Annotated in this window: 32 protein-coding genes and 1 pseudogene; 20 read left to right on the top strand and 13 right to left on the bottom strand. The window is 57.4% G+C overall.

All coding sequences use genetic code 11. The annotated features are described in order from the left end of the window. Window positions 1–36 precede the first annotated feature (36 nt). From DXY37_RS03880 to DXY37_RS03870, 3 genes are all read right to left on the bottom strand, one after another. A complete protein-coding gene (locus DXY37_RS03880; protein WP_244276833.1) occupies window positions 37–615 on the bottom strand; it encodes a hypothetical protein in 579 nt (192 codons plus the stop codon). A gap of 42 nt (window positions 616–657) precedes the next feature. Further along, window positions 658–957, bottom strand: a complete 300-nt coding sequence (locus DXY37_RS03875; RefSeq protein WP_115125491.1) for an MTH1187 family thiamine-binding protein — start codon at window positions 955–957, stop codon at window positions 658–660. Window positions 958–1,046: 89 nt separating this feature from the next. Next, entirely contained in the window at window positions 1,047–1,283 is a 237-nt protein-coding gene (locus DXY37_RS03870; protein ID WP_115125452.1) for a hypothetical protein, read from the bottom strand. Window positions 1,284–1,368: 85 nt separating this feature from the next. Here DXY37_RS03870 and DXY37_RS03865 point away from each other — a divergent pair, with 85 nt between their 5' ends. Continuing rightward, window positions 1,369–1,809, top strand: coding sequence for a hypothetical protein (locus DXY37_RS03865; protein ID WP_115125490.1), 441 nt, complete (start codon window positions 1,369–1,371; stop codon window positions 1,807–1,809). Window positions 1,810–1,901: 92 nt separating this feature from the next. Next, window positions 1,902–2,108 carry a hypothetical protein gene (locus tag DXY37_RS03860; RefSeq protein WP_115125489.1) on the top strand — a complete coding sequence of 69 codons (207 nt, stop codon included), beginning with the start codon at window positions 1,902–1,904 and terminating at the stop codon, window positions 2,106–2,108. Window positions 2,109–2,269: 161 nt separating this feature from the next. Here the strand turns inward: DXY37_RS03860 and DXY37_RS03855 are convergent, their stop codons facing one another. Next, window positions 2,270–2,569 (bottom strand): Nif11-like leader peptide family natural product precursor, encoded by a 300-nt coding sequence (locus tag DXY37_RS03855; protein WP_371637833.1) that lies wholly within the window; start codon window positions 2,567–2,569, stop codon window positions 2,270–2,272. Between the two features lie 21 nt (window positions 2,570–2,590). On the opposite strand from DXY37_RS03855, the gene DXY37_RS03850 reads away from it, so the two are divergent. Together DXY37_RS03850 and DXY37_RS03845 are read left to right on the top strand one after the other, a co-directional pair. Beyond that, window positions 2,591–3,067 carry a hypothetical protein gene (locus DXY37_RS03850; protein ID WP_115125451.1) on the top strand — a complete coding sequence of 159 codons (477 nt, stop codon included), beginning with the start codon at window positions 2,591–2,593 and terminating at the stop codon, window positions 3,065–3,067. A gap of 16 nt (window positions 3,068–3,083) precedes the next feature. Continuing rightward, on the top strand, window positions 3,084–3,491 hold the full coding sequence (locus DXY37_RS03845) for a signal protein (protein WP_115125450.1): 408 nt from the start codon (window positions 3,084–3,086) through the stop codon (window positions 3,489–3,491). On the opposite strand, the gene DXY37_RS03840 is transcribed toward DXY37_RS03845, so the two are convergent. Both DXY37_RS03840 and DXY37_RS03835 read right to left on the bottom strand, forming a co-directional pair. Continuing rightward, on the bottom strand, window positions 3,481–4,341 hold the full coding sequence (locus DXY37_RS03840) for a carbohydrate ABC transporter permease (RefSeq protein WP_115125487.1): 861 nt from the start codon (window positions 4,339–4,341) through the stop codon (window positions 3,481–3,483). The genes DXY37_RS03845 and DXY37_RS03840 overlap by 11 nt on opposite strands. Before the next feature lie 4 nt (window positions 4,342–4,345). Continuing rightward, the gene (locus DXY37_RS03835; protein WP_115125449.1) at window positions 4,346–5,968 is read right to left on the bottom strand and encodes a 2-isopropylmalate synthase; all 1,623 of its coding nucleotides are present in this window, start codon (window positions 5,966–5,968) and stop codon (window positions 4,346–4,348) included. A 129-nt stretch (window positions 5,969–6,097) separates the two neighbouring features. Here DXY37_RS03835 and DXY37_RS03830 point away from each other — a divergent pair, with 129 nt between their 5' ends. After that, entirely contained in the window at window positions 6,098–7,666 is a 1,569-nt protein-coding gene (locus DXY37_RS03830) for a glycoside hydrolase family 57 protein (protein ID WP_115125448.1), read from the top strand. On the opposite strand, the gene crtL is transcribed toward DXY37_RS03830, so the two are convergent. Together crtL and gyrA are read right to left on the bottom strand one after the other, a co-directional pair. Beyond that, window positions 7,656–8,900 carry a lycopene beta cyclase gene (gene crtL / locus DXY37_RS03825; protein ID WP_115125447.1) on the bottom strand — a complete coding sequence of 415 codons (1,245 nt, stop codon included), beginning with the start codon at window positions 8,898–8,900 and terminating at the stop codon, window positions 7,656–7,658. The two genes, DXY37_RS03830 and crtL, sit on opposite strands and share 11 nt — an antisense overlap. Before the next feature lie 2 nt (window positions 8,901–8,902). Then, complete coding sequence (gene gyrA / locus DXY37_RS03820; RefSeq protein ID WP_115125446.1) at window positions 8,903–11,536, bottom strand: DNA gyrase subunit A; 2,634 nt, start codon at window positions 11,534–11,536, stop codon at window positions 8,903–8,905. 139 nt (window positions 11,537–11,675) lie between these two features. Between gyrA and DXY37_RS03815 the strand changes: the two genes are divergently transcribed. The 5 genes and pseudogenes from DXY37_RS03815 to rsmD all read left to right on the top strand — a co-directional run. Then, the gene (locus DXY37_RS03815) at window positions 11,676–12,275 is read left to right on the top strand and encodes a CAAD domain-containing protein (protein ID WP_115125445.1); all 600 of its coding nucleotides are present in this window, start codon (window positions 11,676–11,678) and stop codon (window positions 12,273–12,275) included. Window positions 12,276–12,339: 64 nt separating this feature from the next. Next, a complete protein-coding gene (locus DXY37_RS03810; protein WP_115125444.1) occupies window positions 12,340–13,503 on the top strand; it encodes a GuaB3 family IMP dehydrogenase-related protein in 1,164 nt (387 codons plus the stop codon). A gap of 216 nt (window positions 13,504–13,719) precedes the next feature. Further along, entirely contained in the window at window positions 13,720–14,043 is a 324-nt protein-coding gene (trxA, locus tag DXY37_RS03805) for a thioredoxin (protein ID WP_066909933.1), read from the top strand. 62 nt (window positions 14,044–14,105) lie between these two features. Continuing rightward, window positions 14,106–14,735: an imidazole glycerol phosphate synthase subunit HisH gene (hisH, locus tag DXY37_RS03800; RefSeq protein ID WP_371637841.1), complete on the top strand. Its 630-nt coding sequence runs from the start codon at window positions 14,106–14,108 to the stop codon at window positions 14,733–14,735. Next, window positions 14,693–15,271 (top strand): annotated as a pseudogene (gene rsmD / locus DXY37_RS03795) (16S rRNA (guanine(966)-N(2))-methyltransferase RsmD); the annotation flags it as partial. The gene hisH and the pseudogene rsmD, both read left to right, overlap by 43 nt. A 13-nt stretch (window positions 15,272–15,284) precedes the next feature. On the opposite strand, the gene petG reads toward rsmD, so the two are convergent. Then, window positions 15,285–15,398 (bottom strand): cytochrome b6-f complex subunit V, encoded by a 114-nt coding sequence (gene petG, locus DXY37_RS13575; RefSeq protein WP_074160777.1) that lies wholly within the window; start codon window positions 15,396–15,398, stop codon window positions 15,285–15,287. 56 nt (window positions 15,399–15,454) lie between these two features. Between petG and DXY37_RS03785 the strand changes: the two genes are divergently transcribed. From DXY37_RS03785 to ruvC, 6 genes are read left to right on the top strand one after another with little or no spacing between them, the layout of a single operon-like run. Next, window positions 15,455–15,841, top strand: a complete 387-nt coding sequence (locus DXY37_RS03785) for a cytochrome c (protein ID WP_115125440.1) — start codon at window positions 15,455–15,457, stop codon at window positions 15,839–15,841. A gap of 7 nt (window positions 15,842–15,848) precedes the next feature. Further along, window positions 15,849–16,583 carry an RNA methyltransferase gene (locus DXY37_RS03780; RefSeq protein ID WP_115125439.1) on the top strand — a complete coding sequence of 245 codons (735 nt, stop codon included), beginning with the start codon at window positions 15,849–15,851 and terminating at the stop codon, window positions 16,581–16,583. 24 nt (window positions 16,584–16,607) lie between these two features. Then, on the top strand, window positions 16,608–17,762 hold the full coding sequence (locus DXY37_RS03775; protein WP_170951774.1) for a serine hydrolase: 1,155 nt from the start codon (window positions 16,608–16,610) through the stop codon (window positions 17,760–17,762). Continuing rightward, window positions 17,759–19,174: a DUF3370 domain-containing protein gene (locus DXY37_RS03770; protein WP_115125438.1), complete on the top strand. Its 1,416-nt coding sequence runs from the start codon at window positions 17,759–17,761 to the stop codon at window positions 19,172–19,174. Before DXY37_RS03775 ends, DXY37_RS03770 begins: the two co-directional genes overlap by 4 nt. Beyond that, complete coding sequence (gene bchI / locus DXY37_RS03765; protein ID WP_115125437.1) at window positions 19,171–20,259, top strand: magnesium chelatase ATPase subunit I; 1,089 nt, start codon at window positions 19,171–19,173, stop codon at window positions 20,257–20,259. Before DXY37_RS03770 ends, bchI begins: the two co-directional genes overlap by 4 nt. 19 nt (window positions 20,260–20,278) lie before the next feature. Beyond that, window positions 20,279–20,743 carry a crossover junction endodeoxyribonuclease RuvC gene (gene ruvC / locus DXY37_RS03760; RefSeq protein WP_067097718.1) on the top strand — a complete coding sequence of 155 codons (465 nt, stop codon included), beginning with the start codon at window positions 20,279–20,281 and terminating at the stop codon, window positions 20,741–20,743. A 353-nt stretch (window positions 20,744–21,096) separates the two neighbouring features. Here ruvC and DXY37_RS03755 read toward each other — a convergent pair whose 3' ends face one another. Both DXY37_RS03755 and DXY37_RS03750 read right to left on the bottom strand, forming a co-directional pair. Beyond that, complete coding sequence (locus DXY37_RS03755; protein ID WP_115125436.1) at window positions 21,097–21,483, bottom strand: lipopolysaccharide assembly protein LapA domain-containing protein; 387 nt, start codon at window positions 21,481–21,483, stop codon at window positions 21,097–21,099. 168 nt (window positions 21,484–21,651) lie between these two features. Beyond that, a complete protein-coding gene (locus DXY37_RS03750; protein WP_067097713.1) occupies window positions 21,652–21,831 on the bottom strand; it encodes a hypothetical protein in 180 nt (59 codons plus the stop codon). A 287-nt stretch (window positions 21,832–22,118) separates the two neighbouring features. Here DXY37_RS03750 and DXY37_RS13030 point away from each other — a divergent pair, with 287 nt between their 5' ends. After that, the gene (locus tag DXY37_RS13030) at window positions 22,119–22,337 is read left to right on the top strand and encodes a hypothetical protein (RefSeq protein WP_136975546.1); all 219 of its coding nucleotides are present in this window, start codon (window positions 22,119–22,121) and stop codon (window positions 22,335–22,337) included. Window positions 22,338–22,370: 33 nt separating this feature from the next. Here DXY37_RS13030 and DXY37_RS13230 read toward each other — a convergent pair whose 3' ends face one another. Together DXY37_RS13230 and DXY37_RS03745 are read right to left on the bottom strand one after the other, a co-directional pair. Continuing rightward, complete coding sequence (locus DXY37_RS13230; protein WP_170951773.1) at window positions 22,371–22,511, bottom strand: hypothetical protein; 141 nt, start codon at window positions 22,509–22,511, stop codon at window positions 22,371–22,373. A 123-nt stretch (window positions 22,512–22,634) separates the two neighbouring features. Then, the gene (locus DXY37_RS03745; RefSeq protein ID WP_115125485.1) at window positions 22,635–22,781 is read right to left on the bottom strand and encodes a DUF2973 domain-containing protein; all 147 of its coding nucleotides are present in this window, start codon (window positions 22,779–22,781) and stop codon (window positions 22,635–22,637) included. A gap of 856 nt (window positions 22,782–23,637) precedes the next feature. On the opposite strand from DXY37_RS03745, the gene DXY37_RS03730 reads away from it, so the two are divergent. The 3 genes from DXY37_RS03730 (at window position 23,638) to DXY37_RS03720 (ending at window position 25,265) form a co-directional block, all read left to right on the top strand. Beyond that, on the top strand, window positions 23,638–23,826 hold the full coding sequence (locus DXY37_RS03730; RefSeq protein ID WP_067097703.1) for a hypothetical protein: 189 nt from the start codon (window positions 23,638–23,640) through the stop codon (window positions 23,824–23,826). Between the two features lie 66 nt (window positions 23,827–23,892). Then, complete coding sequence (locus DXY37_RS03725) at window positions 23,893–24,666, top strand: class I SAM-dependent methyltransferase (protein WP_244276831.1); 774 nt, start codon at window positions 23,893–23,895, stop codon at window positions 24,664–24,666. After that, window positions 24,666–25,265 (top strand): 5-formyltetrahydrofolate cyclo-ligase, encoded by a 600-nt coding sequence (locus DXY37_RS03720; RefSeq protein ID WP_115125433.1) that lies wholly within the window; start codon window positions 24,666–24,668, stop codon window positions 25,263–25,265. The genes DXY37_RS03725 and DXY37_RS03720 overlap by 1 nt, the downstream gene beginning before the upstream one ends. The last annotated feature ends 40 nt before the right edge of the window (window positions 25,266–25,305 follow it).

The raw sequence follows: 25,305 nt of genomic DNA, 5'->3' as shown, positions 1-25,305 counted from the left end.
ATGTCCGTGCCCGATCCACCTGAACCAGTTCACTGCTCAGGGAGGAGAATCAAGAACATCAGGCGGTTGAGCAACCTTGCGATGACTCAGACGGTCAGCACAGAAACTGCGAAATAGGGCTTCCACCTCATCGGGGGGCATCCCTTGCACAAGCCGTGCCTCGATTTCATCCCGACGCTGCGACTGGTGATACAGACGCAGCTCCTGGAAGGTTGTTTGGGATTGAGATTCGATGCGCGCGAGGGCATTGCCGACCTGGTGATCCGCGAGCAACGGCCCGCCATGACAGTGCTGCATCACATGGGCCGACTCGTGGGCAAGAACGACCCAAACCTGCCTTGGATCGTCCTCGATGTTATTGGCACAGATCAGCAGGGCATTTCGGGGCGCATGGAAAGCACCCAGAAGGGCGGACGGACAATCTTTGGCCACAAGGGTGTGGGTTCCTGCCCTGCGGATCAGAGCGGCGTAGCTTCCGATGCGATCCCAGGTCTCAGCCTTTGATGATCCGGCGAAGAATGGAGCAAACAAAGTGAGGGCAAGAACAGCGAAAGCACGCACTCGAGCCGACGGAGCCAGACCCAGCAAACCAACGTCTCCAGTTCCTGGTCTCATTCAAGACACGCTGGACCAAATTGGCATCCCTTCTGCCTGAATTCAGGTCATGAGACGATTCACGCTGCCCACTTTGTCGCGGAATGACTGAACGCGATCAATCCGTGTATTGACGCGAAGAGTGGCGTGAATCCGCTGCACGCCCTCTTGATGCAAGCGCGCATGGCAGGCCTTCACGCAAGTGAAGACGTCATCCCACTCCCCTTCGATGGCCGTGCCGTCGGGGCCAAGCTGATGCTCAAGCCCGGAAGCCTTGATCACCTCTTGACACAGAGCAATCGAAGGCCCTAACGACACGCCAACCCCAAGCGGAACCAAACAAAGATCAACGCTTACCCGCATGAGCCAATCAGCCAGCTTCAGCCATGGTTGATCGAGATCAGGCCAGAGTGCAAGCGCTGAAAAGCCTGTCAACGCGCTGCGGCTCCGCTTCACGATTCCAAAAGGCAGGCGCTGGGGTAGCCAAGGGTGCGCCATTCCCCGCAACGGGTTTGCACTTCTAAAGCGATTCCTCGCTGAACCACCGACATCGAACGCCCCTGCCCAGCACACCAGCGACTGGCCGCCGCTTCCGCAGCAGCAATGGATTCATAGGGAGCGTCTAAAACCGGATGCGGCTGCCCGTCCAATGCCACGAGCCTGTAGAGAGGGCAGCCGGGCTCAGGCATCTGTCCACTTTTGCATCTGTCTACAGTGTTCCACGGCGTCGAGCGTCGCGCCATCACGAAGTGTGTGCCCAGCCCTCCTTACGCGATGCCAAGTCAAGCTCTCACTGACGCTTACACAGAACTTCTGAGTCGTGCTCCTGCACCTCTGTTCGCCCGAGCAAGACAGCTCTATCTCAACAAATACTGCCTGGATGGGCGGAGCACCCAGAGTCCTTTGCGCCTTTTCGTGGTGCAAGAGACCCTCGATGAACGGGTGGAAGACGATCAGGAGGCAGGCCCTCTCGGCAGGGTTGTCACACTTCAATCCAGCTCGACGGAGCTGGCGATCGTTCACTGGCAGCGGGACGAGCCCCCTGAGCAAACAATGATTGAGACCTACCTTCAGCAGAGCTGGCAACTCCAGCCCTCTCAGCTATCTCCAGTTGAAGAACACTGGTTCCGCAACGGTGGCTATCAACTACGGATGACCTTGCAGGAACCCCTGACATGGGTCCGGTGCAGCCGATATCAAGACACCGACCAATAGTCCCGCAAAGGAAAACCCACGAAAAGCTGAAGTCACCGTCACCAGCTGCACAAAGCTGGCTAGGCAGAGTTCAGGACTCGCAGAGATTCATGATGAGAACATCACTCCTTGAGCGGTATGTTCTGCGCTATGCGAGCACGGGTCATTACCTGCGGGTCAACGACGAAAGCCAGGAAATTGAACGCAGCTCCAGCCCGGATTCAGCCTGGGAATTTCATACTCACGAAGGAGCAGTCACGCACGCACTCTGGATTGGAGAAGTCTTTGGTCAGACGCCCGACGTTGTGAAAATGATCTAAGTGTGGCTGAAAAACAAAATAGAGACTAGATATTGCGACCTCACTCAGCCCGTCATCTGAATGACTTGTTCTAGACCAATTCAAGTGTCTTCAACACCGCGATTCAGAACAGCATGCATACATTTTGTGCACAAAAATGCGACAGCAATCTGCTCTTTAAGTCAACCCTGGATAAAATGCCTGAGGCGTCTTGACTCATCAGCCATACGCCTTTGCAGCTCCGCAGAGGGAGCAGCGGAATCCTCTCTTAACTGAGCGTTGATCACATCATCTTCGGTAATTGAAAGGCCGCGCTCACGGCCGAGCTCGATCAAGGTTTCAACAGAAACCGGCTCTGAGAGGAGCTGCGCCAGCTCCTGCTCCTCAAGGCGTTGCTGGAGAAGGGTATCGAGATCCTGAAGAGACATGAACAGCAGCGAGCAGTGATCACAACCCCATTCCACCAGACCATTGCTAGACATCGCGAAGGACTTTTGAAGACAATGAAAACCATCCGTTTCACGACTGCTCTGCTCGGCCTCAGTGTTGGCCTGATCAGCCTTGAAGCCGGCTTATCTGCGGCACAGGCTGGTTGCAACTTCCTCCCCCCTGTCGGAGGCAATGGCAGCAGCAACATCGTTAAAAAACGGGTCAGTAGAGAGAAGCTGATCGGCCGCACCAACTGGAACACTGACTTTGCCGTCAATGCTCCATACAGCAGCTTCAAGCTTTTCTTCACAGCCGATTCCACAGCCAGCGGAACTTATCCCGTGGAAGCATTCCTGAAATTCACTGACGGCAGCAATCTGCGCGTGGTGAAGGAATCCATGACTCCACCAATCGGCACAGGCAAGCAGTTCGGACCATTCACAGTTCCCCAGGGCAAACAGGTCAACCAGGTGAACTTCAAGATCGGTGCAGGCAGCGATCCCCACTCAACAGGATTCAGCTACCGCATTTCCGTTCAGGGCTGCAACTGAGCCATCCCAGAAAGCAATGCGCGATCGGCTCTGGCTCATAATCCCTGCAGCTGGATTTCCATTCCTGCTGGTGCTGTTCTTTGTTCTCTGGCAGTCTCTGCAACAACAAAATCGCACCGTTCAGGATCTGGTGAGGCAGCTCGAGGAACTCGACCGTTTCGAGCTGCGTGACAGAGAAGGAAACCGCGAGCTGATTGAACAGCAGCTTGGTGTTCTGCAGACACGACAACAAAGGCTTCAGAGACAGATCAGAAATCTGGAGAGCTGGCAGCGTGCTTCCGGTGATCGGGAACGAGCACTCTGGAACAGGCTCCAGGCACCGTTCCCAGCCAATCCGGATGTCGACCTTCCAGACAACCGGGACATGGAGCGAACAGCACCACCCAAACAGCCCTCATCTCAACAGCGCAGCATCAGCCCTTGACAGCATCGCCGCTGGCGCTGGGGAGAATGAAGCGCTGCAAAAGGATGAACAGCAGCAGCACGGGAATGATTGAAACCACGGATCCTGCGGCCACAATTCTCCAATCAAGGGAAAAACTGCTGGCCAGCTGCTGCAGACCCAACGGCAGCGTGAACAGCTGAGGATCATCCAGGATCACAAGTGGCCAGAGGAAATCGCTCCAGGTGCCGATGAACACAAACATGGCCAAAGTGATCAGATCAGCTCGCGCAGCTGGGATCATCACGTTCCACCACTCGCCGAGCTTGCCGCAGCCATCCATGCGGGCGGCTTCTTCCAGCTCAGCTGGAACCCCGAGAAAGCTCTGACGAAGGAGATACAAGCCGAAGGCGGTTGCGGCCTGCGGAATCACGAGAGCCAACAGGGTGTTGCGCAAACCCAACTGCACCATCAGCAGATAAAGGGGGATCATCACCACCTGAAACGGGATCAGGATGGTGGCGACAACCAGCCCCAGAACCAATCCACGCCCTGTGAAGCGCATGCGCGCCAGGGGATAAGCAGCCAGGGAGCAAAACAGCAGATTGGCCACCACAGCCAACAGGCTGACCACGGTGCTGTTGAAGAGATAACGCCAAAGAGGGTTGTCTCGAAACAGCCTTCCATAGGCATCAAGACTGGGTTGCGAGGGCAGCAGGGCAGGGGGGCTGGTGAAAATATCCTCCGCAGGACCCTTCAGTGACGTGCTGACTAACCACAGAAGGGGTACGAGCACGAACAGTGCCAGCAGAATCAGCATCAGAAGCTGGAGCAAAGCCCCGGCACGAAGCCCAGCTTTACTAGCCGGGTCTCGAGTGACGGAGGACTGCATCAGATCAGAGGGTGGGGCGGGCATCCAGAGGTGCGGAATCCCTCTGGGGATGCAAGGCTGGTTGTGCAGACCCAGCCACCAGACGATTCAGAGCATTGACGAAGGCCTGGGCTGCAGCCACAACCACGTCAGTATCGGCGGAATGGCCTGAATACAACTCACCATCGCGGCGCAGCCTGATGGTCACCTCACCGATGGCATCAATGCCTTCGGTCACAGATTTCACGGAGAACTCCACCAGTTCGTTAGGCACACCGGCCAGACCGTTAAGTGCTTGACACACGGCATCGACTGGACCGGTGCCGATGGATGCCATGGTCTGCTCCTTGCCATCCTCATCCGCCAAGGTGACCGTGGCGGTAGGGCTGAGGCTGCTGCCGCAACTCACCTGGACCAGCTTCAGCTGATAGCGAGCCTCCGGCTGCTGAACCTGCTCGCTGACAATGGCTTCAAGGTCGCGATCGGTGATTTCGCGCTTGCGATCGGCAAGGTCCTTGAAACGAGCGAAGGCATCATCGAGATCCTCACGGCTGAGGTCGTAGCCCAACTCTTCCAGACGCGCTCGAACCGCACTACGACCACTGAGCTTGCCAAGTGAAATGCGGTTATCACTGAGCCCGACCGTGCGGGCGTCGACAATTTCGTAAGTAAGCCGGTTCTTGAGAACACCGTCCTGGTGGATCCCCGATTCATGGGCAAAAGCATTCGCGCCCACGATCGCTTTATTGGGCTGCACCACCATGCCGGTGAGATTGGAAACCAGACGTGAGGTTTTGGTGATCTCCTCAGTGCGCACCGCCGTGAGTGGAGTCGGCGAGTCCGCATCTCGGCCAAAGAAGGGATTGAAATAACGGCGGCGCACATGCAACGCCATGACCAGTTCCTCAAGCGCAGCGTTACCGGCTCGCTCACCAATGCCGTTGATCGTGCATTCCAGCTGTCGAGCACCGTTCTTGACAGCCTCCAGAAAGTTGGCGACGGCAAGACCAAGATCGTTATGTCCATGAACGGACAACACCGCCTCACCCATATTGGGAACATGGCGATCAATGCCCGCGATCAGCTCTCCGAACTCGGTTGGAGTGGTGTAACCGACCGTGTCAGGAATATTGATGGTGGTGGCGCCGGCAGCGATCGCTGCCTCAATGACTTCGTAAAGAAATTCAGGGTCACTGCGTCCTGCGTCTTCACAGGAGAACTCAACGTCATCGACCAGGGAATGTGCGTAAGCCACCATGTCTGGGACGATGGCAAGCACCTCCTTGCGACTTTTGCGCAGCTTGTGCTCAAGGTGAATATCGCTGGTTGCGATGAACGTGTGAATGCGTCTCCGTGGTGCCGGAGCCACCGCTTCCGCGCAGGCCTTGATGTCGCCTTTCGACGCCCGCGACAGCCCGCAGATCACTGGCCCGTGTTCTCCACCGACCTGCTGGGCAATGCGCTGGACAGCAGCGAAGTCCCCAGGACTGGCAAAGGGAAAACCCGCTTCAATCACATCGACGCCCAGTCTTGCCAGCTGCTGCGCGATCGCCAGTTTCTCCTCCAGGTTGAGACTGGCTCCCGGTGATTGTTCACCATCCCTGAGGGTGGTGTCGAAGATCAAAACGCGGCCTGGGTCGTGGGCCATGGCAAAAGCCTCGACGCGATTTAGTCGGAATGACTATGGGTAAGCCCACTCTAAGCGAGTCAGCCAGTGGCAATCTTGTAGAACCCGCCCGGAATCCCGGTACATTCACACGATTGATGGGACGGAAAAGTGGCCAACGGGGCACTGGCTCTTGTTCTGCATGCCCATCTGCCGTTCGTCCGCGGCGCGGAAGCTCACTCGCTTGAAGAGGACTGGTTCTTCCAGGCTCTGATCGAGTGCTATCTGCCCCTGCTGGAGACGCTTGAGCGAGCTGCTGCCGATCCGAGGCAGAGACCACAGCTGACCATGGGGCTGTCGCCGACCCTGCTGTCACTACTGGCGGATCCCACTCTCAGAAAGCGTTTTCCCGCCTGGATTCAAGCGCGACTCAACCTGTTGCACCATGCCCCAGCTGACCGACAAGCAGCAGCGGAGCATCTGACCAGCAGCTTCCAGCGCCACCTCGCAGCCTGGCATCGCTGTGATGGCAACCTGATTCCACGCTTCTCAGAACTCCAGCGCCAGGGCGTTCTCGATCTGCTCACGTGTGGGGCGACCCATGGGTATCTACCTCTGCTGAGAGAGCACCCAGAGGTTGTGCGTGCTCAGTTGCGAACTGCCGTTAGGGAGCACCACAGGTTGCTGGGAGAAAGGCCTCTTGGCATCTGGCTGCCCGAATGCGCTTACTACGAAGGACTGGATCGCTGGATGCGCGATGCAGGACTGCGCTACGCCGTTCTCGATGGCCACGGACTTCTGCATGCCCAACCCCGCCCGCGTTATGGGGTGTATGCGCCGATTGTGAGCCGTCAGGGAGTGGCCTTCTTCGGTCGCGACAGTGATGCCACTCTTCCAGTCTGGTCAGCGAAGGATGGCTATCCAGGCGATCCCTGGTATAGGGAATTTCACCGAGATCTGGGTTGGGATTTGCCAGCAGAACAGATTGAAGCCGTAGGTCTGCCAGCCCAGCGTCCGTTGGGACTGAAATTGCATCGCGTCAGCGATCCTGCAGGTGGCCTGGATGGCAAGCAGCCCTATCAGCCCGAACGAGCCCTAGCTCGCACCCGTGACCATGCCCAGCATTTTCTGGAGGGCCGTCGGCGGCAGCTCGACAAGCTCAGCGACGGGATGGCCATCGAACCTCTGCTCGTTGCTCCCTTTGATGCCGAGCTTTTCGGCCACTGGTGGTTTGAAGGTCCAGGGTTTTTGGCCGAACTGTTCCGACAGGCACCAGAACAGAACATCCGATTCACCAGCCTGCGTGGTGTGCTGAACGCCCAACCGAATCTTCAGATGTGCGATCCCTGCCCCTCCAGCTGGGGTAGGGGTGGCTTTCATGATTATTGGCTCAACGAAACCAACGCCTGGATCATTCCTGAATGGAGCCGAGCAGGTCGAGTCATGGTGGATCGCTGCAGCCGCGGTGTGGGCAGCGAACTGGATCTTCGTCTATTGCATCAGGCCGGGCGGGAACTGCTGCTTGCTCAGTCGTCGGACTGGAGTTTCATTCTCAGGGCAGGCACCACAACGGAACTTGCCCGAGAGCGCATTGAGCGTCACCTCGAACGCTTCTGGCGCTTGATCGCCGCAATCGAGCAGCGGGAGCAACTACCAGAGGGATGGCTGGAAGAGCTGGAGGAGGAAGACGCACTCTTCCCATTGATCCAGCCGACTGACTGGAGCAGCCTTAACGCCTGAAGGCTGGAGCCTGCCACTGCGCGGCTCCTAGAACAAGACCTCGCCTGAGTTCCCATGAGGACAGGGCAAACAGTCGCAACATCACGCCCATCAGGCGGGGCAGCGGCAGGGTGTTGGTCAGAAAGCCGAACCAGTCTTCTCTTGCCAGGGAGAAAAAAGTGGAGAAATGGGTCCGAAGCAGCCTTTCGTTGAATCCCATCAAACGACCGAGCCCGAATTGATACAGCTGATGGCGCAGCACCAGCTCCATTGGCCAGAGCCCCTGCCAGCCACGCCGCGCAAGATCGGCTGATCCCAGCGATGGATCCGCCAGAGCTGCTGTGAGGGCATCCGCCAATCCAGGGCCACGACGCAGCAACGCACCCACCATGTAGCCCGACGCTGGATGCACCATGCTCGCCGCACCACCAAAGGCCAGCACCGGCTGGCTGCGATCGGGCAGCGGCAGATTCATGGGGAAGAGGCAGAACTCCTCATGGATAACCTCAGTGATCTGAACTCCCCGGTGATCAAGTCGTTGTTGCAGACGCTGCTTGAGTACGTCGTAGGGAACCGCCGGTGCCAAGGCGAGCGAAGTTTCCTCAACAAAAAACACGCCATCGCCCAGATCCATCGCATAGAGAAACGTGGGCGGTTCGAGGCGCTGCTCCTCACTGAGGTGTTCACAGCGGTAATCCATTAACACAAAGCGGCCCGGTTCAATCGGAGGCTTCAAGAAACGGCCCACCACGCCATAGGCCGCTTGCCCCGCCACCGGCCCCTGATCAGGACGGCGAATGTACGGGCTGCTGGCACCGGATGCATCAATGACAATCCTGGCCTTGCGCACTTCGCCGGAGGCGCAGCGCACCAGAGTGTGCTCTGATCCTGCTTCAACACGTTCGGCGGAGTCCTGATGCCAAGCCACCCCTTGAGCCCGATCGAGCCAATAGCGCTGTAAGGCAGCCCGATCGAACAAGCAGTAGTCGATACCGTGAACCAGAGGTTGATCTGCAGCCTCTGAGCCACCAGCTCCGAAGTAGCTGACCGTGTCGCTCCAGCGATGCTCAATCAGATGCTCAAGGTCGAGGACCTTCAACTCATCGACCCAGATGCCGTAGGTGTTGGGCCATGCTGCATCCACGGGCTCGGGAGCGATGCCCTCAACAGCCACTCCCCGCTGGTTCAGCTCAGAAGCAATGCAGAGGGCAGCTGGACCGCCGCCAATCACCAGCACATCAGCGCAGCGAGCCAAGGTCAGCTGTCCGCCGGCGCACTCTCAGAGTTGACGTCGACATCCTCACTGGAATCAGAGTCGGCTGAGGCGTCATCAAGCTCATGCGTCTCGGCTTCCGGGGGAACAAGCACCACCTTGAGGAGGCGATCACCCTTGTCGAGCTTCTGAAGGCGAACGCCCGTGGCTGCTCGTGATTGCTGAGGAATGGCATCGGCACTGGTCCGGACGATCACCCCTTTTTCACTCACCAGCAGTAACTCTTCACCAGCTCCAAGAACACTCAGACCCACCAGCTGATCAGCATCGGTGCGGAATTTCATGGCCCTAAGGCCCATTCCAGCTCGCTTCTGCAGACGAAATTGCGTCACCGGCACTCTCTTGCCAAGGCCCGCTGCCGAGGCCACGAGGACCCAGGGACCCTCACTGGCAGGAGTACCTTCGTCATCACCGTCGTCGGAGCTGGCAGCGATCTGATCAGCCAGCTCCACCGGCAGCACATCCATGCTCACCAGTTCATCTCCTGAGCGCAGATTCATCGAGCGAACACCACGGGCGGTGCGGCCCAGAGGGCGCAGTTCATCGTCGCTGAGGCGGAAATGAATGGTCATTCCGGCTTTCGAGCCGATGAGCACGCTATCGCCGGGCACGGAGAGCCGTACCCAGGTGAGCGCATCACCATCCTCAAGACCGATGGCGATCAGACCGTTGGAGCGGATGTTGCTGAACGCCGACAGCCGGGTTCGTTTGATAAATCCCCCCTGGGTCAGCATCAACAGATCGGTGTCGTCATTGAACTCAGACACCGCCAGAAGCGAAGTGATCGCCTCCTCCCTGGGAATGGGCAGCAACTGCACCACAGGTGTTCCCTTGGCCGTTCGGCTGCACTGAGGCACGCGATACGCCGGCAGGGCATACGACACACCTCGGTCGCTGAACAACAACAGGGTGTCGTGGTCGTTGCAGCCGATAAACAGCTTCACCGCATCTTCACCCTGGCTTCTGGTGCCGGCCTTCCCGCGGGTGCCCCGACTGGTGGCTTCAAATTCACTCACCGGCATCCGCTTGAGATAACCCGTTTCGGTCACCAGAACGACTGACCGCTCGTTCGCGATCAAATCGATGTCTTCGAGGCCGCCACCAAGGTCGAGAATCTCCGTGCGACGCGGCACGGCATGACGATCGTTGAGCTGATGGAGTTCGTCCTTGATCAGACCGAAGACCCGCTCACGACGACCGAGAATGTCTTTGTAATCGGCGATCTTGGCGACCAGATCCTCATGCTCTAAGCGAATCTTGTCGGCTTCTAGAGCAGTGAGCCTGCGCAGCTGCATTTGCAGGATCGCGTCCGCCTGAACATCGCTCAAACCATGACGGTCCTGCAGCTGCTGACGCGCTGTGGCGGTATCGGGAGCAGCCCTGATCAGGGCGATGATCGGATCGAGCTGATCGAGGGCCAGCAGCAGACCCAGCAGGATGTGATCGCGTTCCTCAGCCTTGCGCAGCAAGTAACGCGTACGACGCTCGATCGTCTCGACCCTGAAGTCGAGGAACACCTCGAGCATCTTGCGCAGTGTGAGCAAGATCGGCTCACCATTCACAAGGGCCAGCATGTAAGCGCTGAAGTTGCTCTGCAGCGGCGTGAGCTTGTAGAGATTGTTCAACACCACCTGCGGGTAGGCATCGCGGCGAAGCTCCACAACGATGCGCATGCCATCGCGATCGCTTTCATCACGGATATCGGAAATCCCCTCCAGTTTCTTGTCGTTGACCATCTCAGCGATGCGCTCAATCAGCGCTGCTTTGTTGGTTTGATAAGGGAGCTCGGTAATGATTACGGCATCGCGATCAGGACGACCGGGTACCTCGAGTGTTTCAATGCAGGCCACGCCGCGCATCGTCACCGAACCGCGACCACTGAGATAGGTCTCTTTGATTCCAGTGCGACCCAGGATCTGGCCTCCGGTCGGAAAATCCGGACCTGGAATCAGGGCCATCAGATCGGGATCACCAATGTCAGGGTTCTCGATCAGGGCCAGAAGACCAGCGATCAGCTCTCCCAGGTTGTGAGGAGGAATATTGGTCGCCATGCCCACGGCGATTCCTGCCGAGCCGTTAAGCAGCAGCTGAGGGATCCGTGATGGCAGAACCGTGGGCTCTTGCTGCGAACCGTCGAAGTTGTCAATGAAATCGACGGTCTCCGCCTCGATGTCTTCGAGCAGGGAGTCGGTGGTGAGTGCCTGCAACCGCGATTCGGTGTATCGCATGGCGGCTGGCGGATCATTGTCCACCGAGCCGAAATTGCCATGCCCGTCGATCAGGGGCATTGACATGGAAAAGCTCTGGGCCATCCGCACCAGTGCGTCGTAGACCGCCGTATCTCCATGAGGGTGGTATTTGCCGAGCACTTCACCCACCACACGCGCGCACTTGCGGTAAGGACGGTCGCTGGTGAGACCCAGCTCATACATCGCGTAGAGAATCCTGCGATGGACAGGCTTGAGACCATCACGGGCGTCAGGCAGAGCTCTGCCGACGATCACGCTCATCGCGTACTCGAGGTACGAGCGCGACATCTCGTTGCGCAGGTCCGTCTGGATGATCCGATCGTCGGAATCGCCGGGACCGCCGCTGCCGGGCCCCACTGAATCCGCCATACAAGACCTGTAGATCGCTTACCAGTTTATCGCGGATGTGCGATCGGATGACACCAGGTGCGTCACCTTTTGCTGTCTGTGTGGGATCAATCACGGATCAGACCCTTACCCTTTGGCCTCGCCACATGGACTGAAGTTGATGTCGTCCGACAAGCCCTCCGAAAAGCAAGCTCCTGCCGAATCCATCAATCCGGATCTTTCAGCTCAGGGCGACATCACGGACCGAGGAGTCGAGAAGGAGCCCATCCCAGCTGTTGAGACAACTGCTGTTGAGAAAACTGCTGCTGAGACACCAGTTACTGAGACACCAGTGGCTCCAGAACCAGCCGCACAACCCGTCACAGCGCCAGCCTCACCGTCGATCGCAGAACGCATCAGCGTTCCAGCTCAGGCATCTGCAGACAGCAGCGAAGAAGACGGCGGCGAATGGGATCTGCTGTCCAACCGAATCAAGCAGTTCTTTGAGGCCAACAATCTTCAAGATCAATGGCAGAGCCTCCGCCAGCCTCTCTTTCTGCTCGGCGGACTGATTGTCGTCATCTTGACGATGAGGATCTATGGAGGAATCCTCGACGCCATCGCCACGGTTCCACTGGCTCCTCGACTGTTTGAGCTGGTCGGCACCTTCTATGCCGTCTGGTTTGCAGCCACTCGCTTGATCCGCGCAGAAGAGCGGCAAAAGATTTCGGCCAACGTGAATGATCTCTGGACCAGCTTGCGCGGGGGCTCAAAGTCCTGACCGGAAGCGTCACGAAGCGCGAAGCATCAATTGGTAGCTTGATCCGACTCTGTTAGCTCCTGCGGTGGACATTCAGCTCGGACGCTCCAAGGTTGTACGCCGGGCCTATGGCATCGATGAAATCGCACTGGTGCCTGGCGGCAAAACCGTGGATCCGGAGGTGACCAACACCAGCTGGTCGATCGGAGGAATCGAACGAGAGATCCCCATCATCGCCAGCGCCATGGATGGCGTCGTGGATGTGGAGATGGCCGTCAATCTCTCCAGGCTGGGAGCGCTTGGTGTGATCAACCTGGAGGGAGTCCAGACCCGTTACGAAGACCCGAACAGCGTTCTCGATCGCATTGCATCCGTCGGCAAGGACGAGTTCGTTCCTCTGATGCAGGAGATCTACAGCCAGCCGGTGCAGGAGTCCTTGATCCGCAAGCGCATCCAGGCCATCAAGGCCCAGGGTGGTATCGCCGCTGTCAGCGGAACCCCGGTCGCAGCCCTGCGCTTCGGGAAAGCGATCGCCGAGGCAGGAGCCGATCTCTTTTTTGTGCAGGCCACTGTGGTGTCGACGAATCACATCGGACCGGAGGGCCAGGAAACACTCGACCTTGAAGCCCTTTGTCGAGACCTGGGAGTTCCCGTCGTGATTGGCAATTGCGTGACTTACGACGTTGCTCTTCAGCTGATGCGCGCGGGAGCCGCTGCTGTGATGGTTGGAATCGGCCCTGGAGCGGCCTGCACCTCTCGAGGTGTTCTGGGCGTTGGCATCCCACAGGCCACGGCAGTGGCGGACTGCGCCGCGGCCCGCGAGGACTACCAGAAAGAAAGCAATCGGTACGTTCCCATCGTCGCCGACGGCGGCATTGTGACCGGCGGAGACATCTGCAAATGCATCGCCTGTGGAGCTGATGCCGTGATGATCGGCTCACCGATCGCCCGCGCAGAGGAAGCCCCTGGCCGTGGTTTTCACTGGGGAATGGCCACACCGAGTCCGGTTCTACCCCGCGGCACCCGGATCAACGTCGGAAGCACAGGAAGCCTCGAACGCATTCTTCGTGGGCCGGCAAAACTGGATGACGGAACCCACAACCTGCTGGGCTGCCTGAAGACCTCCATGGGAACCCTTGGAGCACGCACCATCAAAGAGATGCAGCAAGTTGAAGTGGTCGTGGCTCCATCGCTGCTCACCGAGGGCAAGGTGTATCAGAAAGCCCAGCACCTCGGCATGGGCAAATAAACGCTTGTCTCGCGCCAAGACAAGCGTGATGCCACTGAGACGTGGGTAAAATCAACCCGTGCGAGCCTTGGCTCACACACTCCTCACACCCCCTAGCCCGACGCGTTCGGGCTTTCTGTCTTTCGTTCATCCATCACAGTTCAGGCGAAGAGCTGGTTAATTGAGCAGCAACCTCAGAAACGGTTGCTAAATTTCGCCCAATTCGACCGATCCTGAATGTCCAGCGCTGCCGCTGTCACCGACGCCTCCTTCGAACAGGACGTCCTTCAGAGCGACGTCCCCGTGCTGGTCGATTTCTGGGCCCCCTGGTGTGGCCCATGTCGCATGGTGGCTCCAATTGTTGATGAAATTGCCAAGGAGTTCGAAGGCAAGATCAAGGTGTTCAAGCTCAACACCGATGAAAATCCCAACGTCGCCAGCCAGTTCGGCATTCGCAGCATTCCGACTCTGATGGTGTTCAAGGGCGGCCAGAAAGTCGACACCGTGGTTGGAGCCGTCCCCAAGGCAACTCTCTCTGGCACCATTGCCAAGTACCTCTGAGGCCACCACTGACCTCGTCAGCTGACCACGTCCCTGATGACTCATTCAAGTCGGTCCAGAGGATCGGCTTGATCGACTACGGGATGGGAAATCTCCATTCCGTTCAGACGAGTTTCCATCGATTGGGCCAACCTTTGGTTGAGGTACGGAATCCTCAGGATCTTGATTGTTGTGATGCGCTAATTCTTCCGGGAGTCGGAGCTTTCGATCCGGCAATGGACAAGCTTCATTCCTCCGGACTCGTGCAACATCTGCGCAGCTGGCACAACAGCAAGCGCCCCCTACTCGGAATTTGCCTGGGCCTGCAGCTGCTGTTCGAAGGCAGCGACGAGGGCAGTGCCGAAGGCTTGGGACTCTTCGAGGGAGGCGTTCAACGCCTCCCGGATCGACAGGGCGAACGGATTCCTCACATGGGCTGGGGTCAACTGAAACCTCAACATTCCTGTCCACTGCTGCCAGAGGGCAACGAGCAACCCTGGGTGTATTTCGTGCACTCGTATGCAGCGGTCCCCAACCAGACGTCTGATCTGGCGGCCACCGTGACCTTCGGGCAGGGGGAAGCCACGGCGATGGTCTGGAAGCACCGCACTGGAGCATGCCAGTTTCACCCTGAGAAATCAGCGAAAGCCGGCGCTCAGTTGCTGAAGCAATGGATCGGATGGCTTCAGTCCGGCGCTCAGCTGCCCCAGTGAAAGGTGGTCAGCTGCGCTTGATTGGTGGAAGGCGACTGCGTAGCCCTCAAGGTCAGGGAACTCGGCCGACGACGTCGCGCGTGCGTGAAGCCCTGATGAACATGTTGAGTTCCGAGATCAGAGGTTGCCACTGGCTAGACCTCTGCAGTGGCAGTGGAGTGATGGGCTGTGAGGCGCTGATGAGAGGTGCATCCCACGTGGTTGCGGTGGAGAAGGATGCGCGCACTGCAGCGATCTGTCGAGAGAATCTCGAACTGGTTGCCTCCATCGATGCAGTTGATGCATCGGTGGACGTCATCAAGACAGATCTGCTCAGCTGGCTGAAGCAAGGTTGCCCTGACGGCGAGCGAAGATTCTCAGTCGTTTATTTCGATCCGCCCTATGCATCAAGGATGTACAAACCAGTCCTGGAAATGCTCGAGCGCGGTAATTGGGTGAGACACCGAGGCCTCGTGGTCTGTGAGTACGCCACGAAAGAGGTCTTGGAGGTTCCCTCAGGCTGGAGAGAGGTCGACAGACGTCGTTACGGAACCAGCAGCCTGCTGATTCTCACCCCCCAAGAGCACTGCCGCGGCGATACTGATTCCACGCCGCGACAAACAACCCGAGAAGCGTGATCGGAATCAAACCAAGAACGATGCCACAAAGCAGAGGTTCGATCATGGCGTCGCGCCGAGTGGAAGGATTGACCACAATTGTTCCATGCACATGACGCAACTGTGACGACACCGTCATCAACTGCTGCAACGTCGGAGCGACGCCGTGGTTTGGTGACGGCGTTGACTGCCATGGCTGTGATCACAGCCATGGCCCTTGGGGCCTGGTTTTATCTCAGCACCCGCCTGGATCCATACAGCAAGGCGACCCTGGCGTTGAATGGCGATGTGGAACATGGCGCGCAGCTGTTCCGGATCAACTGCGCTGGCTGTCATGGCATTGCAGGCCAGGGACTGGTGGGTCCAACTCTTCAGGCCGTGAGCGAACGACGGCCGGACCGCTCGCTCATCCACCAGATCGTGAGCGGAGAAACCCCACCAATGCCACGCTTTGAGATTGAACCGGAAGGAATGGCCGACCTGCTCAGCTACCTGCACACCCTGAACTGATGCCCTCGTGAGCCTTGCCGTGGTGTTGGTGGAGCCGGCCGGTCCGCTCAACATTGGGAGCGTGGCTCGTCTCTGCGCAAATTTCGGAGTCGAGGATCTGAGGCTGGTCGCTCCACGTTGTGATCCAGCTGATCCGGATGCACAACGCATGGCTGTGCATGGAGGAGAGGTGCTGGATCGTGCACGACGCTTCCCAACCCTTCCTGAAGCGTTGGCGGATTGTCAGCGCGTCGTGGCCAGCTGCGGACGGATCGAGCATGGCGAGATTCCTCTTCAAGCTCCCGAACAGGTCATGCCCTGGGTGCAACAAGGCCTTGAATCAGCGGCTCAAGTCGCACTGGTCTTCGGCAGAGAAGACCGAGGACTCAGCAATGAGGAGCTGCTGCTCAGTCAACGCGTCGTACGGCTTCATTCTACCGAGGCCTATCCATCGCTGAATTTGTCCCATGCGGTTGCCGTGATGCTGCATGAGCTTGAGCGGGTTCGTCGAGGATCCTCAGAGCCGCTGAAAGCAACACTTAAGGACGCGGAAACAGCCGCACCAACCCAACTGATCGACTGCCTCAATGACGCGGAAGATTTGCTCTTGGAGGCGGGTTTCCTGCTGAAGCACACCGCCAGAGCACGAATGGCCAAAGTCAAAGGACTCCTGCAACGATCGCTGGTGCGTCCAGAGGAATTGGCCATGCTGCGCGGCATGGTCCGACAACTTCGTTGGGCGATTCGTTGCCACCGCCCGTAATCTCTGGCTTTCTCGCGCAGTTCCTTGGCCTCCAGTCGATCCAGACGCCAAAACCCTGGCTTGGGACGTCCTCTGCGGCTTGTGCTGCGACTTGTTCTGATGGGGGTGGGCCTTGGCGTGATTACGGGGTCCTTGCTGAAATTGGCTGGCCCAAGCGTTGAGACAGGAGATCTTGCACTGCCTGCCTGGCTGCCGTTATCCAAGCAGAACCCTGAGGGCAAAGCCAAACCTGGAGCAACTGCCGATACAAGCGGAACCAGGTTCCTCAATCGCACCGAGTCCTTGGGACGCTTCGAGACCCGCAATGAACTCAAACCTCTGAGTGAGCGCTGGCAGACACTGGCTGCAGAACAGCCCGACCTGAAGGTCAGCGCCTTCATGCTCGTGCTGGATGACGGGCGCTACGCGCAGCTGGAGCCTGACACTGCGCTGCCGGCTGCCAGCTCCATCAAAACCCCGATCCTGCTCGTCACCCTTGAGGAGCTTGATGCGGGTCGCTTGAGCTGGAACGAACCTCTACAACTCAGCAAAACCGTTGTGGGCGGTGGTGCTGGCTGGATGGCATCGAAACCACTGGGCACCCGGTTCCCGACGCATGAAGTCGCCACTGAGATGATCCGGGTGAGCGACAACACCGCCACCAACCTTCTGATCGAACGCCTTGGAGGTCAGGAGGCACTGAATGCCCGGTTCAATGCTCTGGGGCTTAGTGCCACAAAAGTGAATGATTGGCTACCCGATCTCAAGGGCACCAACAGCACGAGTGCCAGAGACCTGGCTCGATCGATCGCGCTCGTTGACACCGGGGAAGCTCTCTCGATTCGCAGCCGTGATCTATTTCGGGAGGTGATGGGCACATCGATCACGAATACCCTTCTACCGCGCGGACTGCTGCATGGTCTTGGCGGTCGACAGGGAGAGCCTGACAACAGCCTGATGGTGAAGGGCTACAGAGTGCTCAACAAAACCGGAGACATCGGGATCGCCTACGCCGACGCCGGCTTGATTGAGTTGCCGGATGGCAGCAGAGCTGTTGCCGCCTTCCTGGTGAAGGGACCTTTCAACGATCCCCGCTCGACAGAGCTAATCCGCAAGCTGGCAGCGGCGATGGCGCCGGTTCTCAAACCCAAACCCGCCGTTGCACGTTCCACGGCAAGTGCCGCCAGCATCGAACCATGACACGTCTCAACCGCCTGCAGACGCTGGCCGCTCTGACCATGACCGCAGCGTCCATGGCAACGGTACTTGCGCCTCCTGAGCTTGCTGCGGACCAGCAAAAACCGGCCAACCAAACCCTCACTCGCCAAAGCCAGGTCCGTGCACTTCCAGGCCAGCTGGATGACGTGCTGATGGTGAATGACAACAACCCGGAACTGATCACCGGGGAAGGCATCCTTGTCTCGACCTTCCCTCAGGCGCCTGGCCTGAATGTGACGCTGAGCGGTCGCTTCGATCTATTCAGCCATCACGTTTACGCCGGCCAGCCCGATCAGCTCGAGTCCACTCTCTGGCTCGCTGTTGTCGCCAAGCCCGCTGGAGACGCTCCGGTGACTCTGCAACTTCTGGGTGGCAGCACTTCCCTTTCACAGGCAACCCTGAAAGGCCAAACCTCATCACCATTTCTGCCGTTGCCCGCCCTGATGGCTGAATCGGGGACAGCGATTGCCTCCGGTCCTGGCAGCAAGGTGGCCGGCGACCTGCTGCGTGGAGACATCGCGGATGAACTCCAGCGGGAATGGCAGATTGCACCCGGGTCGCTCAGCTCCCTGGTCGTTCTTCCAATCCCGGTCGCGGGACTGGACCCCCTTCTCAACGGTCGCAACCTGCAGCTGCGACTTCAAAGCTCAGGACCGGTCCATGTCGCAACCATCGCCGCCTATGGAAAAGGTGACAAAGTTCCTGGCCAAGGCAGGTGGAGGAAGCTGCTGAGTGAGGGGCGACAGAGTCCCAAAGAGCACCAACCAACACCGCGCGGCGCTCGCGGCAGGATCGTTTACTCACGCGTTAGCGGTGTTCAGATCGGCAGCACCTGGAGGGCAACCCTGACCGATCCAGGGTCCAGCCACCTGAACGTTGAGGAAGCTCCTATGTCTTGGCCGATTAGCAGCCTGGAGCGCGGTGAGCTGAAAACAGGACAAATCCAGACAGCAGAGCTGAAAGCCTTTGATTCAGGCACAGCCTGGGCAGGACACGGCAACTACGGCGTTGAGTACGACCTGACGCTTCCACTCCGCAATCAGGGATCGCAGCAGCGAACAGTGGCGATCAGCCTGGAATCACCTGACAAGAACAGAAGCGGCAACGGCCAACTGGCGTTCAGCAGGAGCCATAGCAGCCCGGTGATGTTCCGTGGCCCGATTGAGGTGATCGGGCTGGATGGACAACAGGGGCGTCCCAGTGGCCGTCGACGGTTTCACCTGGTGCTGCGACGGGGTCAAGAGGGCCCCCAACTTGGGCAGATCACTCTGGCCCCAGGGCAACAACGTTCGGTGCGCGTCCGCCTGATTTACCCAGCGGATGCCACCCCTCCCCAAGTGCTGTCTCTCCGACCTGTGAAACAATCCACAGGAGCACCATTCGATCGTCCGTGAGTTCACCGCGCAAGCGCAGAGTTTTTCCCTTCACGGCCGTGATCGGTCAGGAGGAAATGAAACTTGCTCTGCTGCTCAACGTGATCGATCCCCGCATTGGCGGAGTGATGATCATGGGCGATAGGGGCACTGGAAAGTCGACCACGATCCGGGCACTGGCGGATCTACTGCCTGGCATTGAGGTTGTTGCCGGAGACCCTTACAACAGCTCACCAAGCGATCCTGATCTCCAAAGCAGCGATGTGCGTCAGCGCCTCGAGCATGGGGAAACCCTGGCGACAGAAGACCGTCAGGTGCCCATGGTTGATCTTCCGCTAGGCGCAACCGAAGATCGTCTATGCGGCACCATCGACATCGAGAAAGCCCTCAGCGAAGGCGTGCGGGCCTTCGAACCAGGGTTACTGGCTAAGGCAAACCGAGGCTTGCTTTATGTCGACGAAGTCAATCTTCTGGACGATCATCTGGTCGACGTTTTGCTTGATTCTGCGGCGTCAGGCTGGAACACTGTTGAACGGGAAGGCGTGTCTGTGCGCCATCCAGCCCGCTTCGTGCTGATCGGTTCCGGCAACCCTGAGGAAGGCGAACTACGCCCGCAGCTGCTCGACCGCTTCGGAATGAGTGTTGAGGTGCGCACAGTCAGAGACCCTGAGCTTCGTGTTCAGGTGGTGGACCAGCGCACAGCCTTTGACACTGACCCGGATGCCTTCAGTACCTCGGTTGAAGCTGGACAGAAGGCACTTCAAGAACGGGTCGTGGAAGCCCAGCAGAGGCTGGACCAGGTCGAAATCGACGATGACCTGAGATTGAGGATTTCCGCGGTGTGCGGCGAGTTGGATGTCGACGGCCTCCGGGGTGACATCGTCACCAACAGGGCTGCAAGAGCACTGGCAGCTTTTGAGGGCCGAACTGAAGTCACGGAAGAGGATGTGGCCCGCGTGGCGTCCTGCTGCCTGCGGCACCGTCTCCGCAAGGACCCGCTGGAGCAGATCGATTCCGGTGATCGTGTGGTGAAGGTGTTCTGCAAAGTGTTCGAGCGCAGCGAAAGCAGCGACAAAGCCGAATTCGAACTGGCCCTGGCCGCCTGATGCATTTCGACCGCTAAGCGTGCGCATTCTCGGTATCGACCCCGGTCTCGCCCGTGTTGGTTACGGGGTGATTGACACCTCTGACGGTCAGCAGACCATGCTCGATTGCGGCATCATCCGCACCGATCCAGGCCATTCTGAAGGCACGCGGATGGTGGAGATTGCCCGAGACTTGCGTCAACTGATCAGGGCTTGGCGCCCGGAATTGGCATCCGTTGAAAAGTTTTTCTTTTACCGATCCAGCAACACCATCGCCGTAGTTCAAGCGCGCGGTGTGGTGATCATGACCCTTAGCCGATTCGGACTGCCGATCGTCGAGTTTCCGCCGATGCAGATCAAGCAGGCTCTCACTGGCCATGGCCATGCTGACAAAGATGAAGTTCTTGAGGCCGTGATGCGCGAGCTCAACCTTGAGTCACCGCCAAGACCCGACGACGCTGCAGATGCGCTGGCCGTTGCATTGACAGGATGGTTTCAACGATAGAGACCTCGATAAACACTCAAAAAGCCACAATGAAGCGGTGGATTGCCGATCAACGTCTTTAACGGAATAGCTGATGATTACAACAGCCTAATCATCAATTAAAACTCTATGAAAGCCTGATGAGAGGAGACTGAATGATTATCTCTTTTCCACAAGTTGCTGATGATAACTCTGTCAAACTGTGGAGAAAAAGGCAAAAAGAAATCTTTCCTGGCGATGAGTTTTAAATCATTTACTCAGGGTGGGCTCAAAGCTTCAAGACGTTGGCAGTCGGTCGAGAGCAGAACAATGGCTTGCTAGCCATTAATACTGGCCTGGAACTGTCGCTGGGCCTCTGGACGATGGAGCAACGCTCAGTCTGAGCTGGACACCTGCACCGCTGGAGCCTCTTCCATGGCTTCTTCTTCAGAACTTGCTGAAGGGAGCAAGCCCAACTGCGTTTCCACTGTTGCCCTGTACCGATTCAGATCGGTTTCCAATTCCTGGATGCGCACTTGCTGGGCATCGAAATCAGTGGATTGCTTGAAGCGATCCACGCTGTTCAGCATTCCACTCCATGCAGCAAAAAGCCAGGCGGACGTTGCGCCAATCCCCGCAGACAACAGCAGCAATGCTGCAAGGGGTGTGGTGTACTTCAGACCCGGCAGCAAATGAACGGTGGTTGCAGCCGTGTTTTCCAGCGTGAAGAACACCATGCTCAAACCGAACACGAAGATCAGGGTGAAATTGATCTGACGCATAGTCCGAGTAGCTTGAGGACCAAAAACTACGTAACCAGTTGCGAGCTGGGAGCCAAAGGCAGTTGAAAGGATGAAGTTCGTTAAGCAGCGACAAGGTCGTTAACGAAACGAGGCAGCGTTAGGCCATCCATCACCCTTCAAGGCGGAGCTTTTATGGATCGGGTGGCGTCATTCCTTCAGCCGATCCATCACGACTCTCGAGAAAGCTCTCTCCCTGGCAGCTGTGACAATCAGCGCTTTCGAAAGTTGCTTGAGAGCCTCCACGTCATTGCACTCGTCGATTTTGCGACAGGCACGTTCGACGCGGAACTGCTGTTCGATCGTCAGGGGAATCTCAGAAGTTGACATGGCAACCACGCCTTTTGCTGAGGGGAATCTGGCGAGTGCAACCCCTCAGGCGTGGAAGCCGCGCCCTAAGAAAAAACAAAAAATCGGAGCGTTCTGTTCAAACCAACATCAGAAGACAAGTCTGAGAAGCTTGAGAAGGAGAGTCCATGACCAACAGAGACGTTGAGAAGAAGACAACAGCAAAGAGCTGATCACCGAGAGACAAAACGACATTCATTCTTGAAAAACAAGTGTGATATTGATCCATAGAACGACTTGCTAGCTCCGATCAGCCAGCTAAAGCAGGCATGAAATCATTCATCCCTATTTACATAGTTTCAGTTCTTCTAGGAACGAATACTTTAGCGAACAATCAATCATCCACTGCAGAAGATGTTGATCAAGAAATAACGATTAATCGACTGTCGAAAATTCCCCAGGGAGCAAACGTGACAGACACATCCTGCGAAGAGATTGGAACCGCTGGCTTTAACATCCGTTATCGCTGCACCATCACTTGGCAGTGAGTCGATTTCATCAATGAAGGGCCACCTGGGCCTTCACTCAGCTTCCACATCCACAACTGCATCTCCTGCATCGAAATCCTCTTCTTTCTTGATCTCTTGCATGGAAGACAAGAGCTTTTTCACCAGTCGGCTCATGAAATAGACCGTTGCAAGCAGCCAGATGAACTTGATCATGGCTTTATTATGCCGAAGTCGAGGGGTCCTGGTCAGATCATCAGCATCAGCCGGAAGGGGAGATCAGAGTCGTCGACTGGATCGCAGCCTGAACCAAAAAATTCTTGAGGCAGTCACCTAGCACTACAGCTCTGAAGGGAGCACAGGCTTTGGTCGGTCAAAACGGACAACAAGTAATTTTTCCTTAGTCACACTGCCATTCTGATCGAAGAGTTCCGGATGGGTGGTTTTGAGCCCGGTTCGATCTTTTGATTTGAAAGATAGACGCATCAATCGAACAGCTTGAACCACCACAAATGCGAGAAATGCTGTGTAGGCAAGCGCGTTAATAGCTGGAAACACTGACTTACAGGTGCGTGCCGCAACACTAGTGAAACCAGGCCTCCATCCTTGGCAGCAATGTTTTCAGGGCCGTCATGCAAATGACACGGTGAGCTGTCTTTTGATTCAGCTCAAGAAACAGCACAGCTTCTGATCATTGGCGATGGCTTGGAGGCAACGTTGACGCATCAACTGGATGGCCGTCACCGCTGTCAATCCGGTCTCGGCAAGTGGAGCAGAGCAAGTGCCCTTTTCGCTTCCAGTAAGAGCGTTTGGAGCGCTCGATTGACTGCCCGCAGATCAGGCACTGAAACAGAGGTGACATGGAAACCGCAGGCTCTTGAGATGCCCAGGCTGCGAGAAGCACTGCCTTCAATCTGTTCACAACAGACCTTCCTGGCGAAGCAGCTGCTCCTGATCCCCAGCATCAATTCACTCTTCAACGTATTCAGACAAAAGCTGAAGTAGCTGAACACTGATCAGGAGGTCAGAGCACATGGGGCATGAACTGTTGATAAGCCAGTCTGATTCTGATGGTTCTAATGTTATCAAGGAAGAAAAGAACAGAGCATCACTCACCTTTTCTGCCAACAATGTGTCGTCACTGGTCTCCTTGACTGACGACAAATACAGGTCCTGTTCAACAGCTGAAGCAACAGTGCAGAACGAGACATCAGCAACAGATTCGAGCAAACCGACAACGCCGCCAACACAAAGACCATGGGTCCGAGATCTCTGCTCGTGATGGGAGAAGAGATTCTGGAGAAGGTGCAGAATTAGATGGGTTGCAACGCTTGGTGGGGCTGTGACGGACCGAACCGAAAGCACAATCGATCTCACCCTCAATGCCGCAGGGCTGCGACTGCTTCTTGGTGCAGTGAGTCATCAGCTCGATCGATGGTCAGGCGGGGACCCTGGCGAGCAAAACAATCTGCAGGAGATGAAGACACTCCTAACGGCTGCACTGCTGGAATGCACCTTTCAAGACAACTGAACATCAAGACTTGATGCAGCTCCAGTGCGAAAGGATTCAGAACCGCCAGATCCTGAAACGCTGCTGATGCCAGCGACCGATAAAGGCTGGTTTGATTCTGTGGCGATTGACTACGCGCGCTGCAGGCCCCGCTACCCGGATGCCTTCTTCGCCTGGATGGCCGACCAGGCAAGAGCACTGGATTGTTGTTGGGATGCAGCCTGCGGTAGTGGCCAGGCCTCCATCGGGCTGAGCCGCTGGTTCAACCGTGTTGAAGCCACAGACCTCAGTCCCGAGCAGATTGCGGCAGCAGATCAACACCCCCGCATTCGCTACCGACAGGGAGCAGCAGAACAATCTCATTTGAGCAGCAACAGCGTTGATGCCGTTCTGATTGCTGCCGCGATTCACTGGCTGGATGTGGCGCAGTTCAATCGAGAAGTCCGTCGTGTGCTGCGACCGGGGGGGCTCCTGGTCTGGCTGGGCTATGAACCCATCCGAGACGCACCAGAGGAGTTACAAGCCTGGCTGAACAGCCTTTATCAGGAGCGACTCAATCCGTTCTGGCCACCTGAACGGATCCATGTCGACGCCTGCTATGCCGATCTGGAGTTCCCTGGCTGCGATCAACCGCTGCCCCAGGGGTTGAAGATCACCGAGCACTGGACGCAGAACGATCTTCTTGGCTTCATCAGCACCTGGTCAGCTCTCAGAAATGCAAGCCAGCAGGTTGATGACAATGACCAGGCCCGGTTCTTGATCAACAATCTGTCTCATGAGCTAAAGCAGGTCTGGCCCAAGGATTCAGACCAACTGACACTGCATTTGCCACTGATGGGTCGCTGGGGGGTCTTGCCCTGATGCAGGCGTTTGATGAAGCAAGTAAGGCCAATCTTCGACAGGTGTTCAGAACACGCAGGCTCCTGGCTCTCGAAGCTGAACCAACCTTGCAGGCAAGGATCAGAGATCAGGCCAGACAGGAACTCAGGCGGCGCCACCGAGACGATGACTTACGCCATTCAGTCGGGCTTTATTGGCCACTGCCTGGAGAAGTGGACCTGACACCTCTGCGTCTTGAGCTTGTCAACGAACTCGGCCTGAGCACAGCGCTGCCTGCCGCTGATGGACACGGCAACATGACCTATCGAACCTGGAGCGCAGCCCCGCTGAAGAAGGACGGCTGCGGGATCCCGGCTCCTTTGGACCAACCAGCCCTGAGTGCTGAACAGATTTCTCTGTTGCTGGTGCCAGCCCTGGCTGTGGATCGGAAGGGCATTCGACTCGGCTACGGAGGTGGCTACTACGACCGCCTTCGCTGCCTGGAACGCTGGAGCGGAATCCCTGCACTCGTTGTGCTCCCCAGCGCCTGCGTGAGTGTTCAAGCACTGCCTTCAGACCCCTGGGACCAGCCGTTCCAGGGCTGGTTGAGCGAAAACGGTTGCCATCAGACGATGCCTTGAGTTCAAGGAGACCTGGCTTGAGGAGATTCAGATCCGCCTC

It is taken from the genome of Synechococcus sp. GEYO (assembly GCF_900473955.1).
Taxonomy (GTDB): domain Bacteria; phylum Cyanobacteriota; class Cyanobacteriia; order PCC-6307; family Cyanobiaceae; genus Synechococcus_C.
The sequence above is the reverse complement of the archived record's forward strand: the minus strand, read 5'-3'. Positions and strand labels throughout refer to the sequence as shown.

Bases quoted from the DNA above. Each gene is read 5' to 3' on its own strand.
- DXY37_RS03880 (WP_244276833.1), bottom strand. From the start codon at position 615: ATGAGACCAGGAACTGGAGACGTTGGTTTGCTGGGTCTGGCTCCGTCG.
- DXY37_RS03875 (WP_115125491.1), bottom strand. From the start codon at position 957: ATGCGGGTAAGCGTTGATCTTTGTTTGGTTCCGCTTGGGGTTGGCGTG.
- DXY37_RS03870 (WP_115125452.1), bottom strand. From the start codon at position 1,283: ATGCCTGAGCCCGGCTGCCCTCTCTACAGGCTCGTGGCATTGGACGGG.
- DXY37_RS03865 (WP_115125490.1), top strand. From the start codon at position 1,369: ATGCCAAGTCAAGCTCTCACTGACGCTTACACAGAACTTCTGAGTCGT.
- DXY37_RS03860 (WP_115125489.1), top strand. From the start codon at position 1,902: ATGAGAACATCACTCCTTGAGCGGTATGTTCTGCGCTATGCGAGCACG.
- DXY37_RS03855 (WP_371637833.1), bottom strand. From the start codon at position 2,569: ATGTCTAGCAATGGTCTGGTGGAATGGGGTTGTGATCACTGCTCGCTG.
- DXY37_RS03850 (WP_115125451.1), top strand. From the start codon at position 2,591: ATGAAAACCATCCGTTTCACGACTGCTCTGCTCGGCCTCAGTGTTGGC.
- DXY37_RS03845 (WP_115125450.1), top strand. From the start codon at position 3,084: ATGCGCGATCGGCTCTGGCTCATAATCCCTGCAGCTGGATTTCCATTC.
- DXY37_RS03840 (WP_115125487.1), bottom strand. From the start codon at position 4,341: ATGCAGTCCTCCGTCACTCGAGACCCGGCTAGTAAAGCTGGGCTTCGT.
- DXY37_RS03835 (WP_115125449.1), bottom strand. From the start codon at position 5,968: ATGGCCCACGACCCAGGCCGCGTTTTGATCTTCGACACCACCCTCAGG.
- gyrA (WP_115125446.1), bottom strand. From the start codon at position 11,536: ATGGCGGATTCAGTGGGGCCCGGCAGCGGCGGTCCCGGCGATTCCGAC.
- DXY37_RS03815 (WP_115125445.1), top strand. From the start codon at position 11,676: ATGTCGTCCGACAAGCCCTCCGAAAAGCAAGCTCCTGCCGAATCCATC.
- trxA (WP_066909933.1), top strand. From the start codon at position 13,720: ATGTCCAGCGCTGCCGCTGTCACCGACGCCTCCTTCGAACAGGACGTC.
- petG (WP_074160777.1), bottom strand. From the start codon at position 15,398: ATGATCGAACCTCTGCTTTGTGGCATCGTTCTTGGTTTGATTCCGATC.
- DXY37_RS03770 (WP_115125438.1), top strand. From the start codon at position 17,759: ATGACACGTCTCAACCGCCTGCAGACGCTGGCCGCTCTGACCATGACC.
- DXY37_RS03755 (WP_115125436.1), bottom strand. From the start codon at position 21,483: ATGCGTCAGATCAATTTCACCCTGATCTTCGTGTTCGGTTTGAGCATG.
- DXY37_RS03750 (WP_067097713.1), bottom strand. From the start codon at position 21,831: ATGTCAACTTCTGAGATTCCCCTGACGATCGAACAGCAGTTCCGCGTC.
- DXY37_RS13030 (WP_136975546.1), top strand. From the start codon at position 22,119: ATGAAATCATTCATCCCTATTTACATAGTTTCAGTTCTTCTAGGAACG.
- DXY37_RS13230 (WP_170951773.1), bottom strand. From the start codon at position 22,511: ATGATCAAGTTCATCTGGCTGCTTGCAACGGTCTATTTCATGAGCCGA.
- DXY37_RS03745 (WP_115125485.1), bottom strand. From the start codon at position 22,781: ATGCGTCTATCTTTCAAATCAAAAGATCGAACCGGGCTCAAAACCACC.
- DXY37_RS03725 (WP_244276831.1), top strand. From the start codon at position 23,893: ATGCCAGCGACCGATAAAGGCTGGTTTGATTCTGTGGCGATTGACTAC.
- DXY37_RS03720 (WP_115125433.1), top strand. From the start codon at position 24,666: ATGCAGGCGTTTGATGAAGCAAGTAAGGCCAATCTTCGACAGGTGTTC.